At 47.7% G+C, this 14,931-nt stretch carries 16 protein-coding genes and 1 riboswitch; of the genes, 7 read left to right on the forward strand and 9 right to left on the reverse strand.

What is annotated here, in order from left to right:
• The first annotated feature begins 43 nt into the window (after window positions 1-43).
• From AYO36_RS09495 to AYO36_RS09510, 4 genes are all read left to right on the forward strand, one after another.
• Window positions 44-1,120, forward strand: a complete 1,077-nt coding sequence (locus AYO36_RS09495) for an N-acetylglucosaminidase (protein ID WP_064300263.1) — start codon at window positions 44-46, stop codon at window positions 1,118-1,120.
• A gap of 57 nt (window positions 1,121-1,177) precedes the next feature.
• The gene (locus AYO36_RS09500; protein WP_064300264.1) at window positions 1,178-2,113 is read left to right on the forward strand and encodes a manganese-dependent inorganic pyrophosphatase; all 936 of its coding nucleotides are present in this window, start codon (window positions 1,178-1,180) and stop codon (window positions 2,111-2,113) included.
• Between the two features lie 85 nt (window positions 2,114-2,198).
• Window positions 2,199-2,963 (forward strand): 2,4-dienoyl-CoA reductase, encoded by a 765-nt coding sequence (gene fadH / locus AYO36_RS09505; protein WP_064300265.1) that lies wholly within the window; start codon window positions 2,199-2,201, stop codon window positions 2,961-2,963.
• A gap of 290 nt (window positions 2,964-3,253) precedes the next feature.
• Entirely contained in the window at window positions 3,254-3,967 is a 714-nt protein-coding gene (locus AYO36_RS09510) for a ZIP family metal transporter (RefSeq protein ID WP_047390876.1), read from the forward strand.
• Between the two features lie 65 nt (window positions 3,968-4,032).
• Here the strand turns inward: AYO36_RS09510 and AYO36_RS09515 are convergent, their stop codons facing one another.
• From AYO36_RS09515 to AYO36_RS09545, 7 genes are all read right to left on the reverse strand, one after another.
• Window positions 4,033-4,671 (reverse strand): HD domain-containing protein, encoded by a 639-nt coding sequence (locus AYO36_RS09515; protein WP_064300266.1) that lies wholly within the window; start codon window positions 4,669-4,671, stop codon window positions 4,033-4,035.
• On the reverse strand, window positions 4,653-5,189 hold the full coding sequence (locus AYO36_RS09520; protein WP_055966817.1) for a GNAT family N-acetyltransferase: 537 nt from the start codon (window positions 5,187-5,189) through the stop codon (window positions 4,653-4,655). The genes AYO36_RS09515 and AYO36_RS09520 overlap by 19 nt, the downstream gene beginning before the upstream one ends.
• Before the next feature lie 65 nt (window positions 5,190-5,254).
• Window positions 5,255-5,977, reverse strand: coding sequence for an amino acid ABC transporter ATP-binding protein (locus AYO36_RS09525; RefSeq protein WP_041255311.1), 723 nt, complete (start codon window positions 5,975-5,977; stop codon window positions 5,255-5,257).
• 13 nt (window positions 5,978-5,990) lie between these two features.
• Window positions 5,991-6,650, reverse strand: a complete 660-nt coding sequence (locus AYO36_RS09530) for an amino acid ABC transporter permease (protein WP_041255309.1) — start codon at window positions 6,648-6,650, stop codon at window positions 5,991-5,993.
• Window positions 6,651-6,707: 57 nt separating this feature from the next.
• Window positions 6,708-7,481, reverse strand: a complete 774-nt coding sequence (locus tag AYO36_RS09535) for a transporter substrate-binding domain-containing protein (protein WP_023467617.1) — start codon at window positions 7,479-7,481, stop codon at window positions 6,708-6,710.
• 287 nt (window positions 7,482-7,768) lie between these two features.
• Window positions 7,769-8,194, reverse strand: coding sequence for a BrxA/BrxB family bacilliredoxin (locus AYO36_RS09540; RefSeq protein ID WP_064300267.1), 426 nt, complete (start codon window positions 8,192-8,194; stop codon window positions 7,769-7,771).
• Between the two features lie 30 nt (window positions 8,195-8,224).
• Window positions 8,225-9,409 carry a class I SAM-dependent methyltransferase gene (locus AYO36_RS09545; protein WP_064300268.1) on the reverse strand — a complete coding sequence of 395 codons (1,185 nt, stop codon included), beginning with the start codon at window positions 9,407-9,409 and terminating at the stop codon, window positions 8,225-8,227.
• 110 nt (window positions 9,410-9,519) lie between these two features.
• Between AYO36_RS09545 and AYO36_RS09550 the strand changes: the two genes are divergently transcribed.
• Window positions 9,520-10,293: a sporulation protein gene (locus tag AYO36_RS09550; protein WP_058705388.1), complete on the forward strand. Its 774-nt coding sequence runs from the start codon at window positions 9,520-9,522 to the stop codon at window positions 10,291-10,293.
• Window positions 10,294-10,471: 178 nt separating this feature from the next.
• Window positions 10,472-12,388, forward strand: a complete 1,917-nt coding sequence (locus tag AYO36_RS09555; RefSeq protein ID WP_064300269.1) for a glycoside hydrolase family 3 protein — start codon at window positions 10,472-10,474, stop codon at window positions 12,386-12,388.
• A gap of 31 nt (window positions 12,389-12,419) precedes the next feature.
• Here AYO36_RS09555 and AYO36_RS09560 read toward each other — a convergent pair whose 3' ends face one another.
• Window positions 12,420-12,728 (reverse strand): hypothetical protein, encoded by a 309-nt coding sequence (locus tag AYO36_RS09560; protein ID WP_156501847.1) that lies wholly within the window; start codon window positions 12,726-12,728, stop codon window positions 12,420-12,422.
• Between the two features lie 51 nt (window positions 12,729-12,779).
• On the reverse strand, window positions 12,780-13,475 hold the full coding sequence (gene tenA / locus AYO36_RS09565) for a thiaminase II (RefSeq protein ID WP_064300271.1): 696 nt from the start codon (window positions 13,473-13,475) through the stop codon (window positions 12,780-12,782).
• A gap of 73 nt (window positions 13,476-13,548) precedes the next feature.
• Window positions 13,549-13,655, reverse strand: a riboswitch (TPP riboswitch).
• 193 nt (window positions 13,656-13,848) lie between these two features.
• On the opposite strand from tenA, the gene AYO36_RS09570 reads away from it, so the two are divergent.
• Entirely contained in the window at window positions 13,849-14,730 is an 882-nt protein-coding gene (locus tag AYO36_RS09570) for a DUF1002 domain-containing protein (RefSeq protein WP_023467610.1), read from the forward strand.
• Window positions 14,731-14,931 lie beyond the last annotated feature (201 nt).

The raw sequence follows: 14,931 nt of genomic DNA on the forward strand, positions 1-14,931 counted from the left end.
TTGGACACGAATGTCCATTGCTTTTTAAAGGACGTGATTTACTTTGACGACACGCACTATCCGCCCCGGTCGCCCCGTGCGCCGGACCGGTTCGATAAAAGGATTGCTTTTTTTCTTCCTCATCGGAGTTCTCTTGTTCTTTTGGCTCCGCGAGGAACCGAAGACCGTCTTAACCCCACCAGCGCCTTATTCAGCTGAGCGCTATGAAAAAGGCAAAATCATGGAACAAGAGTTCCAGACGTTCACCGAAGCGAAGGAGTACGCGGGGCAGCGTGGTGCGGTGAAACGTTCATCGGACGACCGCTACGTCTACCTCGGTGGACCAGGTACTGGGATCGTCGACGATCGTGGTATTCTATCGATTCATCGTGACCCTGAGTTAAAGAAACGGCTCACTTACGTCGCTTCTGGCACACGTGTCCAGTTGCTTGAGTTCGGTGAACAGACGAGTCGTGTCAGTATCGCCGGCGTGACGGGGCATGTCCCAACGGACCGCTTACGTCCGTTCCCGGCAGAACGTGTCTCGAATGCATCGTATTATCAGACGAAGGGCGATCGACTCCTTCACTACATCGTCGCGGACAGCGGACTTGGTGGACTGATCGTTGCCGGCGAAGCGACGAAAACGACTCCTCGGACGAGCAAATATGTCGAATCGAAGACATTAACGCGTGATTTGACGAAACCGACGCGTCTCAGTGCCAAACAACTCGATGCGTTCATCAAGGAGCAAGCACCGGACAGCCCCTTGATCGGTAAAGGGAAAGTCTTTAAGTCCGTTGAAAAGAAATACCGTGTCAACGCGGCCTATCTGCTTGCACATGCGATTCACGAATCCGATTATGGACGGTCTGAGATTGCCCGCGAGAAAAATAACTTGTTCGGCGTCAATGCGACCGATTCCGCGCCGGGAGAAGATGCGACCGTCTATAAATCCTTGACGGACTCAATCGAGCAAACCGGTCGATTCATCGCAAAGGATTATCTCGATCGGGATGGACGTTATTTCCGTGGGGCGTACCTTGGAAACAAACAAAAAGGCATGAACGTCTTTTACGCGTCAGACCCCTTCTGGAGTGAAAAAATCGCTGGTATCATGGTGAAAATGAACGCTTTCTAAATCCGAGATATGATACACTATAGGGCGAGACAACAATCATTGAGGAGTGAACACGTCATGGAAAAAGTTTTAGTATTTGGTCACAAAAATCCTGATACCGATACAATCACATCGGCAATCGCTTATGCAGAATTAAAGAAAGCACTCGGTGTCAATGCCGAAGCCATCCGCCTCGGTGAAATGAATGATGAAACGTTATTCGCACTCGATACGTTCAAAGTGACAGCACCACGTTTAGTGACAGAAGTCGCGACAGAAGCGTCACACGTCATTTTAGTCGACCACAACGAACGTCAACAAAGTGCGAACGATATCGACGCTGTTACGGTAACGGAAGTCATCGACCATCACCGGATCGCAAACTTTGAGACATCGGATCCTGTTTACTACCGGGCAGAACCGGTCGGCTGTACAGCAACGATCCTGAACAAGCTCTACAAAGAGCATGGTGTTGCCATCAAACCAGAAATCGCTGGGTTGATGTTATCAGCGATCATTTCTGACTCGCTCCTGTTCAAATCGCCGACTTGCACGGAGCAAGATATCATCGCAGCACGTGAACTCGCAGAAATCGCTGGTGTCGATGCGAACGTCTACGGTCTTGAGATGCTCAAAGCTGGAGCTGATCTCTCGAAAAAATCCGTTCCTGAATTGATCTCACTTGATGCAAAAGAATTCACGATGGGAACACTCAAAGTCGAAATCGCTCAAGTCAACACGGTCGATACAGCTGAAGTCTTACTTCGCCAAGAACAACTCGAAACAGCGATCAACGAAGTCATCCTTGCAAAAGGACTTGATCTGTTCGTCTTCATCGTCACGGATATCTTGACGAACAACTCTGTTGGACTCGTCCTCGGGAAAGAAGCGAATCTCGTCGAACGTGCTTACGGTCTTGAAGCGACGAACAACCTTGTTTACCTCGAAGGTGTCGTTTCACGTAAGAAACAAGTCGTTCCTGTCTTAACAGATACGGCTCTTGCAACACAATAAGTCAGAAAAAGAAGGAGTTCGCTCCTTCTTTTTTGAATAAAGAATATGAATGGCTGTTCATTCATTACATAAAGGAGGAAGCAATATGACACAAACGATCATGGTGACGGGTGGAACGAACGGAATGGGGAAAGCGATGGCGCTCGCCTTAAAGGAAGCCGGCTGGAACGTCGTTGTTACAGGACGCGACGCGGAACGCTTGCGACTCATGGATGAAGCATTGGGTCAGATTCAAGGCGAACATCTGACGATTCAGATGGATGTCCGTGATGCTGACGCTTGTCTGGCTGCTGTCAATCAAGCACGCGAACGGTTTGGTCGTCTCGAAGCATTGATCAACAATGCTGCCGGGAACTTCATCTGTCCGACCGACGAGTTATCACTAAATGGATGGAAGACGGTCATCGATATCGTCCTCAACGGGACATTCAACTGCTGTCACGCTCTGGTCAAAGGATGGCAGGAAGATCAAGTCGTTGGCGGACAAATCGTCAACATCGTTGCGTCTTATGCGTGGCAGGCCGGCGCTGGTGTCGCTCCGAGTGCTGCTGCGAAAGCCGGTGTCCTGAACTTGACGCGAACGCTTGCCGTCGAATGGGGCTATAAATATCAAGCCCGTGTCAACGCGATCAGTCCAGGTCCGATCGAACGGACAGGTGGTGCTGACAAACTCGCTTTATCACCGGAACACGCGGAACGAATTCGTCGCAACGTCCCGCTCGGTCGATTCGGGACACCGGAAGAGATCGCAACGCTTGCAGCGTGGATGGTGTCAGATCAAGCCCGCTACTTGAACGGAGAATGTATCGCTCTTGACGGTGGTCATTGGTTAAATAAACAACCATTCTAATGATTGAGATTTAATGACTTAAGAAGTCGGTCTCCACAAAGATAAGAATGACGCGCTTCACGCAACTCCTACAGGAAAAAGCGCATCTTTGCGCTGTCAGAGACGAACAAGACCCGCTTTCCTGCTTGAAAGAAGCAGGAAAACTGGCCTGTGTCTCGTCCGAGGAAAAGGCGTGCGTCATTCTTTTTTTGAGTCAGCCCCTTGCATGCGTCGCGAACTATTTTTCTTCCTTTTCGCTATGTTTATGAATTATCTAGAACAGGTAGAAAGGACAAGAAGGAGGCGATCGTATGTGGGAAGCGTTCGGTTGGGGAGCGCTAGCAGGTGGTGCCGTTGTCATCGGTGCCCTATTCGGATTGTACTTACCCTTAAAGCAACGCCTGATTGGTTATATCATGTCGTTTGGGACCGGGATCTTGATTGGAGCAGCGACGTTCGAGTTACTCGATGAAGCATTAAAGAAGTCAACGACGCTCGTCGTCGCGATCTCCTTCATCGTCGGCGCTCTCGTCTTTACGGGCTTCGACCTATTCGTTTCGTCACGCGGCGCGAGTAAACGGAAACGCTCGTCTGGTGGGAACGAAGGCACGGGAACAGCGATTTTTTTCGGGACGATTCTTGATGCGATCCCGGAATCAATCATGATCGGTGCCAGTCTGTTATCGGGAAATGTCAGCGCGGCACTCGTCGCGGCGATTTTCGTCAGCAACATCCCGGAAGGTTTATCGAGTACGACCGGTTTGCGAAAAGATGGATTCTCGAAGAACAAAGTATTGCTGATGTGGGGAGTCGTCTGGTTGATCTCCGCCCTCGCCTCACTCGCCGGCTACACGATTCTCGCAGAACTACCGGACATGCAATTCGCCATGATCGGTGGCTTCGCAAGCGGTGGGATCATCGCGATGCTCGCTTCGACGATGATGCCGGAAGCTCATGAGGAAGGTGGTGCGATCGTTGGTCTGTTCGCAGCACTTGGGTTAATTACTGCCATCATCCTTAGTTAAATACAACATAAGGCGCGTTGTCTGGAAAATGAACCGGACAACGCGCCTTATGTGTTTAAATTGATTTACATATCACCTACTTCTCCCGTAGCGCCCTCCCATTCCTGCTTAAAACGATTAACGAACTCTTCCATGTAGCGATGTCGCTCTTCTGCTAAATGAAGTGCTGTTTTCGTATTCATTAAATCTTTTAGTCGGAATAACTTTTCTTCGAAATGATTCAGGGCACTTGTCTCTCCCTTTCGGTCACCCGGTTTTCGTGGTGCTAGTCCAGGTACATGCATCGGCTCCCCGAACCGGCCAGCGAACTGAAATGTGCGCGCAATCCCGATTGCACCGATGGCATCGAGTCGATCAGCATCTTGAACGACTTGCCCTTCGATCGTTTGCATCGGTGGGCGTGTACCGTCTTTATAGGACAGGCTCGTGATGATGTCTAGAATTTGTTCCTGTTCTTCTTCTGTCACTTTTCCTTGTAAAAAGGTTGCGACCGTTTCTGCCGTTCCCCCGAGTTTACTATCTGCTACGTCATGAAGTAAGGCCGCCAGTTCGATGATTTTGACGTTCCCGCCTTCCTGTTTAGCAATATGTAAGGCTAAGCGGCGAACCCGTTCGATATGGGCATAATCATGACCTGAAAAGTCCGTCGCGTGAAACGACCGGACGAACGCTTCCGTTTCTTGAATCATTGTCGTTCCCTCCATTCCGGTTCGAGTAATCCGTACAGTAACATATCATGTCGCTCCCCGTCTCGTCGTAAAAAGGCTCGGTATCTTCCTTCCTGAACGAACCCGAGTCGTTCGTACAGTTGAACCGCACGTGTATTATACTCAAAGACCGTCAATTGAATCCGGTACAGATTCAGTTCGAAGAAGGCGTATTCGAGGATTGTCTGTAGCGCATCCGTTGCATACCCTTGCCCTTCACAATCCGGATCGATGCCAATCATCAGCCATGCCGTTCCATGTGTCGGTAAAATATCTTCTAATGCGACCACCCCAATCATCCGTTCATCTTCGAAGTTACGAATCGCAAACCGAAACGTCTCCGGAGCATCCGTCGCCATCATCTGTTCAATCTTTTCCTTCGATAAGTGACGATATGGCGTCGCACTGAAATGGCGAGCAAACGTTGCATCGTCAAGTAGACGTTGCATCACTTCGGTATCTTCCGATTGAAAACGCGTCAGACGAGTATGATGACCTTCAAGCAATTTTTTCATTCTTATCCCCCCTCTATACAAAAAACCGAAAAACGCTAACCCTCTTCAGAGTTAGCGTGCTGTGCTCATAAAACTTTTTCGAGGAACTTTTTCGCCCGGTCCGTCTTCGGATTGTCAAAGAGTTCGACCGGTGAACCTTCTTCCATCAGAATCCCCTCATCGAGGAACAAGACACGATCCGCAACTTCTTTGGCGAAACCCATCTCGTGTGTCACGATGACCATCGTCATTCCGCTTTCCGCCAGTTGTTTCATGACGTCCAGTACTTCATTGACCATCTCCGGGTCAAGCGCTGACGTCGGTTCATCAAACAACATGACGTTCGGTTCCATCGCAAGAGCACGTGCGATCGCGACCCGTTGTTTTTGTCCACCTGACAACTGGTTCGGGTAATTATCGCGTTTTTCAGCTAGACCGACACGTTCAAGCAATGTCTCTGCCCGCTTGACTGCCTCGTCTTTTGAGATACCAAGGACGTTGATTGGTGCGTACGTCAAGTTATCAAGAACAGACTTATGTGGGAACAAGTTAAATTGTTGGAACACCATGCCGATGTTCTGACGTGCTTTCGAGATGTTCGCTTTTGGTTTCGTTAATTCAAAACCATCGACGATGATCGTTCCACTCGTTGGTTGCTCAAGTAAGTTGATACACCGTAGAAATGTTGATTTACCGGATCCCGACGGTCCGATGACAGCGACGACTTCACCGCGTGTGACTGTCGTCGAGATACCTTTTAATACTTCTAATTTTCCGAACTGCTTATGCAAATCGGTGACTTGGATCATAGGTTCCATCTGATTACCCACTCTTTCTCATAGCTTTTTCGACTTGTTGGCCTATCAAGCTCAATCCCATGACGAGAACAAAATATACGAATCCGGCAAACAACAACGGTTCGAAATAAATCGCCTTTTCTCCTCCAACGATTTGCGCACGACGCATGACGTCGAGCACACCGACTGTCGAGACGAGTGCCGATTCCTTCGTCAACGTGATCAATTCGTTCATGATCGCCGGAAGGATATTTTTAAAGGCTTGTGGCAAAATGATCGAACGGAGTTGTTTGAAATACGAAATACCGAGCGCATCTGCCGCTTCCCACTGTCCGCGATCAACAGCCTGAATCCCTGCCCGAATGATTTCCGAGATATACGCTCCGGAGTTCAAGGAGAAGGCGATGATTGCCGATTGGTATCCTGTCGTCACATACCCTGTCAACTGTGGTAATCCAAAGTGGACGATCGCCAGTTGCAAAATCAATGGTGTCCCCCGGAAGATCGCTGTGTAAGCATGACCAATGAAACGGAGGAAACGGCTCTTCGTGATTTTCAGTGCCGCGACGACGATTCCGATCAGCATCCCGGCAATGGCCGCCACGATGACGACTTGGAACAGGACCGGAATCCCCTCAAGAATATATGGAATTGAATCTTGAATCTTTGTAAAGTCTATCATAATCAATCTCCTAACGTCGCACAAAAGGGATGAGGTTACCCCCACCCCCATGCACTTGACTTATTTTGCTTCTTTTTGGAACCATTCTTCTGCCAATTTATCGATTTCACCACTGTCGATCATCTTCTTCAACTCTTTGTTGAAATCGTCACGCATCTTATCCCCTTTTTTGAAGGCGATCGCTGATCCAGCTGGACCATCTTCTTTAATCTGGTACGTTTTTAGGGATGCATCTTGATCCATGTATTTGACGGCAACTGCATCCTCGATGATGAGGGCATCAATCCGACCTGTATTCAATTCTTGAATGATTTCTGGGATTTTGTTTAAAGGAACCGCTTCGCTATCTTTGAAGCGATCTTTTGCGAGTCCCTCTTGGATCGAACCAAGCTGGACACCGATTTTTTTGCCTTTGAGTTCGTCTTCCGAACTAATCGCTTTATCCTTCGTCATGACTAAGTTTTTTGATTCGAAGTAGATGTCCGTGAAGTCAGCATTTTTCTTACGCTCTTCTGTCGGTGTCATGCCCGCCATGACGAAATCGACACGACCTGAGCTGAGGGCACCGAGTAGGCTTCCGAATTCCATGTCTTCGATTTTTAAGTCATACCCGAGATTTTTCGTGACTTCCTTGGCGATCGCAACGTCGAACCCGACGATGTCCTCTCCTTTTTTCGTATCGATGTATTCAAATGGGAAGTAATCCGCTGACGTTCCCATCGTCAATACTTTATCGCTTTTGCTTGATCCACCTGTTGATTCTTCCGACGCGCCACATGCTGCCATCGTGACTGCCAGAATGCCTGCCATTGCCGTTGCTAATAATTTTTTCATACGAATTTTCCCCTTCCAACGCTCAATTGTCAGAACTTTAACAATAGTATGACTTATGTGTATGTCCAATTCAATACCGAAAAGCCTGACCTGTTCTATTGCTTTTAGGATATACGAATATTTATTCACTGTAAAGCATAAATATATAAATTTTTTTGACTTTCTATTCATAAATCATGCATAAATGACTTTTTATACAATTTTGCAAACGCTTTCAATATTGAAATTTATTATTTTAATCTCATGAATGCACAAAAAAAGACCCCTTTATCAGGAGTCTTCTTTGCTTATGCGTAGATTTCAATCAATGATTCAAGTTTGTCGACGACTTCTTCTGCCGTGAACGATTCGATGTCGAACCGCTCGACCATTGAGAGGATGTTTCCATCTTGCATTAATGCAAATGATGGAGATGAAGGTGGATAACCTTCGAAGTATTCACGCGCACGGTCTGTCGCTTCGCGATCTTGACCAGCGAATACTGTGACGAAATGATCGGGCTTGATGCCCTCTTTCCGATTGACGTACGCTGCAGCAGGACGGGCGATCCCGCCAGCACATCCACATACTGAATTGACAAGGACAAGTGTTAGCCCTTCGCGTTTCATTGCTTCATCTACGCTCTCAGGCGTCGTTAATTCTTCAAATCCAGCAGCTTGCGCTTCTTTGCGGGCTGTTTGGACGACATCTTCAAAATACATTTGGAAATCCATCATATTGCCTCCTTTGATTCGTTCTCCTTCTTATTGTACGAGTTTCGATGAAATCTGTCCAAGTCTGTCGCTTAATTCAGTTTCTAAAAATGGTCGGGCATGCAACAAATCACGGAACGCGATGTAGCGGTCGATTTTTTCTTCCGTTGGTCGCTTGTTTTGTTTGTATGCTCGAATCAAGATGTTCTTCGGTGTGTGCTCGAGATCGATGAATTCGAGCAACTGCGCTTCGTATCCAACGAGCGTCAACAACTCGGCACGAATCGAGTCTGTCGCCAGTGACGCGAATTTTTCTTTGATCAGCCCATGCTGGAGCATGACATCGAGTGGCGAACAGTCCAGTTGACGGTTCAATTCCTTTTGACAGCACGGTACGCTCAGGATGACCGATGCATTCCAGTCAACAGCTCGCGCGAGTGCGACGTCAGTTGCGACATCACAAGCGTGAAGTGTCACCATCAGGTCGACTTCCGTCTCCCCTGTGTAATCATGAACGTCTCCGACACGGAATGTTAGATCGGTATAATCCAGATCACGCGCAATTTGTGTACATTCTTCGATGACTTCTTTCTTTAGATCAAGACCTGTCACTTCGAGGTCGAATCCTTTGACGACTTTTAGATAATGATAGAGAGCGAACGTCAAATACGACTTCCCGCAGCCAAAGTCCAAGATCCGGAGTTTTTTTCCTTTTGGTAAGGCAGCGATGCTATCCTCGACGAATTCAAGGAAACGATTGATTTGTTTAAACTTATCGTACTTCTGTTTTTTGACCTGACCCGCTTCCGTCATGACGCCTAAGCGAATCAGAAACGGAACCGGCACACCGTCTTCTAATAGATAGATTTTTTTCCGGTCATGCGACAAGAGAGCTTTCATCGGCTCCTTTTTGGATGTCTTGATCGCGACTTTCATCTTTTTCGAGAGCTGGAATTGCCATTCTTCTTCTTCAAAACGGAATAAGAATTGACGGAATTCCGTGAACCAGTCATCGAGTCGTCCGACGAAATCGTCAATTAAAATATTTTCATGCTTCATAACGCGTTCAAATTGAAACTCTACCTGCATCATCACCGTATCTCTTAATAGAATCGGTTTTACCTTGATTCGTCGGAGATCATTTGATTTTTGACGCGGATTACTTATCGTTGCATGGATCAGTATTCCTTGCGTGATTTGCGAGGCAAGACTCGCTTTTAATTCATGTAGTTCCACTAGTCGTCCCGTCCTTTTCTGATGTTCTTTCGAAACTGTAGCAAATTCGTACCTGTTCGACAAGTTTACAAGCTTCATCATTCGTACGTAATCAAAAGGAGGAATGCATCATGTTCAAAAAAATTCTCTCACAAATCGGAATCGGTGCCGCTACGGTCGATACACGCTTGACGGATGACCGCTGTGAACCAGGCGGTCAAATTCACGGTGTCGTCCATATCAAAGGTGGAAACGTCGATCAAGAAATCGATCGAATTTATCTTGAATTCAACACGCAGTACAAACAAGAAGTCAATGATAGCACGACGTTTACGACCTTTACGCTCGACCGATTTGCCTTAAATGAAGCGAAGTTCACGATTGAAGCGGGTGTCGAGCGGGAAATTCCCTTTACATTACGCGTCCCGCTGAATACACCACTCTCCGTCAGTCAATCGAAATCGTGGATCGAGACGGGACTCGACATCGCTCAAGCCGTCGATCCATCGGACCGTGACGCTGTCATCGTCGAAGCAAACCGCTACCAAGCAACAGTCTTAGATGCGATGGAGTCACTTGGCTTCCGATTGAAAAAAGCCGATACGGAAAAATTACCTGGACGATTCCGGAAAGATTTACCGATTGCTCAGGAGCTTGAGTATTCAGCTCGCAATACACACTACGCTCATAAACTGGATGAGATCGAAATCATCATGCTTCAAGACGGGTCTGGGATTGATTTAATCGTCCAAGTCGATCGTCGTGCGCACAGTCTCGGATCATTGTTCAGTGAAATGGCTGGTGCGGATGAGTCAATGATCAAACTTCGTCTGTCCAATAGTGAATTGCAAGATCAATCGTTCGTCGAACGTCAGCTGACAAGCATCGTGGAACGCTATAGCTAATCAATCGATCGAATTTACTTGAAAGTGATTCCTCTTCAGGGGAATCACTTTTTTATTGAATTTTATTTCAATTTGAAATCGTTTACAAATAAAACATTGTTTTAAAATAACCCCCTTGCTATACTGTCCGTATTGAAAAGAATTCCAGTCACGGTTTGACTAAAGGAGGACGTACATCATGAAAAAAATCGGACAGTTCACGTTAACAGCCGGACTCGCAGCAGTACTCGTCTCAAGTAGTTTACCTGTCATGGCAGAGGCAGGATCTTCAGCCGATCGGATCAGTCACAAAATCGACACGATGACACTCGAACAAAAAATCGGGCAGATGATCATGCCGGACTTCCGACAGTGGAATGGCAGCAATCATACGTCGCTTGCCCCAGAAGTCGCGAACATCATCGATCGCTATGATTTAGGCGGCGTCATCTTGTTTGCTGAGAACGTCAGCGAAACCGAACAGACGACGAAACTCGTTCATGATCTGCAAGAAGTCGTCAAACAAGATGCTAGCAACGATATTCCGCTCTTCGTCACGATCGACCAAGAAGGTGGAATCGTTACTCGGCTCGGAACAGGGACGAACTTACCTGGCAACATGGCGTTAGGTGCGACCCGCAGTAGCACATATGCCAATGATGCCGGTCATATCATCGGTTCCGAACTGCGTGCGCTCGGCATCAATGTCAACTTTGGTCCGGTTCTCGACGTCAACAGCAACCCTGGAAATCCTGTCATTGGTGTCCGCTCGTTCTCGAGTGATCCGGAGCTCGTCGGCACACTCGGTTCCGCTCTAATGAAGGGAATTCAGTCTGAAGGTGTCGCGGCGACCGCCAAACACTTCCCGGGTCACGGCGATACGGCGACCGATTCCCACTATGGATTACCGGTCGTTGACCGATCCCTGCAGGAGCTAGAACAAGTCGAGCTCGTACCGTTCAAGCGAGCTATTGCTGAAGACATCGATATGATCATGACAGGACACATCGGGATGCCGCAAATCGAACCTGAAGTCGTCACGTCGACAAATGGTACCTTCCCTTTACCTGCGACGTTATCGGATGATGTCATCACGGGCGTACTGCGCGAAAAACTTGGCTACGATGGCATCGTCATCACAGACGCGTTGAACATGCAGGCGATCGCCGACAACTTCACGGAATCAGAAGCCGTCTTAAAGACGTTTGACGCTGGAGTCGACATCGCGCTCATGCCGACGATCCTTCGTTCCGAGCAAGATGTCACAAAGCTCGATCAGATTTTCAAGGATGTGATCGCAGCAGTCAAAGATGGTCGCCTCTCAGAGGAACGGATCGATCAATCGGTTGAGCGGATTCTGACACTGAAAGCAGAACGCGGAATTTGGAACGGTACGACTGACACGACATCCCTAGCTGAAAAAATCGCGCAATCGAACCAAATCGTCGGTAGTCCCGAGCATAAAGCAAAAGAACGTGCGATGACGGAAGCCGCGGTCACACTCGTGAAAAATGATCAGCGGACCTTACCATTCAAACCGAAAAAGAACGCAAATGTTCTTGTGATCGCTCCTGCGGCGGATCAAACGGACAGCATGAAAAAAACGATCGCTTCCCTACCGAAGAATCGGAACTGGCACGTGACGACAGCGAATTACTCGGCTACTACGCTACCGCTCGACCAAAACCCGACATTACGGGCGCAACTCGATGCAGCAGATTACATCATCGTCGGTTCCAACGTCAACACGAGTGCTAAACTACTACCTACTGCACCAGAACAAGCGATTCCGGCTTCGATCTTCCGCTATGCGAAACAAACGGATACACCATCCGTCCTGCTCAGTCTCCGTAACCCATACGATGTCGCCGTTCAACCGGACGCACCGGCACACGTCCTCGTCTATGGCTTCAAAGGCGATCCAAACGGTCCAGACTCCGAAGCAGGCAATCTAAAATCAGCGGGACCGAACCTGCCTGCAGGTATCCGAGCGATCTTCGGAACGTTCAAACCGCAAGGCACTTTACCGGTTGATGTGCCGGTCTTTCAGAACGGTGTCTTTACCGATCAACTGCATCTCGAATTCGGTGACGGCTTTAAAAACTGGAAAAAATGATGACGTGATACACCAAAAGACCGAAGCTCCTTTACAGGATGCCTCGGTCTTTTAACGATTGATACGGATATTCGGCTTCTTCTTTCGAACGCTTGTAGACACGATGAAGTGAATAAGTCAACGAAACATAGAGGATGACGACTAGGATAGTCGCGATGGAACTCCCCATTGTAAAACCGAACTGAAGCAACACCTGAAAATTCTGAATCGTAGCATATGTGCCGTACACCACCATCAATATGGGAATGATGTACCCAACAAATCTCACTTTCACTTTTCCGAGCACCTGTTGCACGACATATGCCGCGAGAATCACAAGTGCGATCACGATGATTTCCATTCCAATCCCTACTTTCACCAGATGGTATTCCTAATTCTACCATCTACTGGTTTAAGAAGATACCGGGCGTGCTGGAATCTTTTCGTAGACCGACGTGAACGTCTCTTCCGTCCACCCCATGTGCCAGAAGAGTAACTCATAGTAACAACTTGTCACGAAATGACGTTTCATCCGCTCGCGTTCCGTCGGGCTCGCTTGTTCCGCCAGTGCATCAAGCCGTGCAATCTGTTCAAAGACGACCTTTTCAAACCATTCCGAGCTGTACGTGTCGATCCATTGCTGATAGATTTTTTCTTCCGGAGTACACGTCAGTAATTGCTGTCCGACTTCATAATACAACCAGTAACATGGCAAGATGGCAGCAATCGTCTCACCGAGCGTTCCTTCACTCGCATGATGCATGTGGGAGACATACGCATATGTTGTCGGTGCCGGTTCAAATGCTTCAAGATCTGCTTCCGTAATACCGAGCGGCTCAAAAAATGATTGATGTAAGCTCAACTCTGCCTCGTAAGTCGAAGTAGCATGCTCGGCAAGTGTCGCGATCGTCGCGAAGTCGTCTGCTTTTGACGCTGCCTTCGCTTGAATCTTCGCAAAGTGTTTTAAGTAATAGGCATCCTGCATGACGTAATGCCGAAATTTCGAGAGCGGTAACGTCCCCTCCCCGATTCCTTGTACGAATGGGTGCGTAAAACTACTATCCCAATACGCTTGTGCCGCTTGTTTGATTTCTTGTGTGAATGTCATGATCTCATCCTCCTCGTTTAGTATGAAACGAAAAAACACCACCCCGAAACACACGGGCATGGCGCAAGAAGAACAAGACTTGACGCCACTTCCCTCCGTAAGTACGAACTTAATCAGGTTCAAAGGGTCCGAACGTCTTCGTTCGTCTCAGTCGGTCTACCGACTCCCCTAGTGGTCATTATTCGATTCCCATCCACTATAGCATGCTGAAAATGGAAGTCAAGTTGTCCTCTTTTCGCTATACTATGGAGTGTCAGAAGACGGATGCCGTCTCCATCTACAGACCGATTCCGAACTTCTTTCGTTCTCGTACACTAACTTTAGTACCTGATACTATAATTCATTCTGTTACTTACAATTGGAGGATTTCATTATGCATACACCAACAAAAATCATGGCGTCAGCCGTTATCGCTTCTGCTCTATTACTCCCGACAGCCGCATCTGCCGAACAAGTCGTCGATAAGACGATCGTCACACTCGGGGAGTCGCTCGGCGCAAAGGATAAAGCATGGGTGCTTTCCCGTCTCAATGCACCGGAAGGCATCACACCGATCATCGCCACTTCTGCTGACGAAGAAAAATATCTCGGGAAAAACATTCCACAGTCGCAAAAAGGTGGCAACATGTATTCGTCGGCTAAGATCGAACTGACGGAAAAAGGTGATGGACTTTCCGTCTCGACGGAGAACATCACATGGGTGACAAAGGATATGTATCTCAACGCTCTCGTCACAGCGGGTGTCAAAGATGCCGATATCACGATCACTTCTCCCTACAAGGTGACCGGGACATCGGCACTGACAGGAATCATGAAAGCGTACGATCAAACTTCCGCTGAGACTGGAATTAAGTTAAGTGACGAACGCAAGGATTTAGCACAGCAAGAATTATCGGTCACATCAGACGTCGGAAAAACGGTCGGCACGGATAAAGTCGCTGACTTAATGAATGAGATCAAGGCTGAGATCGCCAATCAAAAACCGGAAACCAAAGTCGAGATCGAAAACCTGATCGTCCAAGTCATTCAAAACAACAATATCCAGTTGTCTGACGCACAAATGGACCGGTTGACGAATCTATTCAATCAAATGGAGCAAGCGAACATCAACTGGGGACAAATCGAGAGTGGTTTGAAAAATGCGGGGCAAGACATCCACGCGTTCGCAACATCAGAAGAAACGAAAGGTTTCTTCGCTAAATTATTCGATGGACTCAGTGACTTCTTCAGTTCAATCGCTGGCGTGTTCAAATAATTCAGACTTCCGTAACTGACAAAAAAATAGTAAACTAGAGATATCTGAAACGAAAGGTGGTGTGAAAAGATGGACTTTGCCGCGTGCAAACACTGGTTGATGGAACAATTGTATCTGTTGCGCGCGATTTTTCATGGAATGGCGTTCTAAGGCACCCGTCTGCCCTTTTTTAGAACTTCATGATTGAAAAATACAGCAAAG

It is taken from the genome of Exiguobacterium sp. KKBO11, assembly GCF_001644945.1.
In the GTDB taxonomy this organism is placed as follows: Bacteria; Bacillota; Bacilli; order Exiguobacteriales; family Exiguobacteriaceae; genus Exiguobacterium_A; species Exiguobacterium_A abrahamii.

What these genes read in the sequence shown, in the direction of transcription:
- AYO36_RS09540 (WP_064300267.1), bottom strand. Translation starts at nt 8,194, where the DNA reads ATGGATTTCCAAATGTATTTTGAAGATGTCGTCCAAACAGCCCGCAAA.
- AYO36_RS09510 (WP_047390876.1), top strand. Translation starts at nt 3,254, where the DNA reads ATGTGGGAAGCGTTCGGTTGGGGAGCGCTAGCAGGTGGTGCCGTTGTC.
- fadH (WP_064300265.1), top strand. Translation starts at nt 2,199, where the DNA reads ATGACACAAACGATCATGGTGACGGGTGGAACGAACGGAATGGGGAAA.
- AYO36_RS09550 (WP_058705388.1), top strand. Translation starts at nt 9,520, where the DNA reads ATGTTCAAAAAAATTCTCTCACAAATCGGAATCGGTGCCGCTACGGTC.
- AYO36_RS09555 (WP_064300269.1), top strand. Translation starts at nt 10,472, where the DNA reads ATGAAAAAAATCGGACAGTTCACGTTAACAGCCGGACTCGCAGCAGTA.
- AYO36_RS09520 (WP_055966817.1), bottom strand. Translation starts at nt 5,189, where the DNA reads ATGAAAAAATTGCTTGAAGGTCATCATACTCGTCTGACGCGTTTTCAA.
- AYO36_RS09570 (WP_023467610.1), top strand. Translation starts at nt 13,849, where the DNA reads ATGCATACACCAACAAAAATCATGGCGTCAGCCGTTATCGCTTCTGCT.
- AYO36_RS09535 (WP_023467617.1), bottom strand. Translation starts at nt 7,481, where the DNA reads ATGAAAAAATTATTAGCAACGGCAATGGCAGGCATTCTGGCAGTCACG.
- AYO36_RS09515 (WP_064300266.1), bottom strand. Translation starts at nt 4,671, where the DNA reads ATGGAGGGAACGACAATGATTCAAGAAACGGAAGCGTTCGTCCGGTCG.
- AYO36_RS09525 (WP_041255311.1), bottom strand. Translation starts at nt 5,977, where the DNA reads ATGATCCAAGTCACCGATTTGCATAAGCAGTTCGGAAAATTAGAAGTA.
- AYO36_RS09500 (WP_064300264.1), top strand. Translation starts at nt 1,178, where the DNA reads ATGGAAAAAGTTTTAGTATTTGGTCACAAAAATCCTGATACCGATACA.
- AYO36_RS09560 (WP_156501847.1), bottom strand. Translation starts at nt 12,728, where the DNA reads ATGGAAATCATCGTGATCGCACTTGTGATTCTCGCGGCATATGTCGTG.
- tenA (WP_064300271.1), bottom strand. Translation starts at nt 13,475, where the DNA reads ATGACATTCACACAAGAAATCAAACAAGCGGCACAAGCGTATTGGGAT.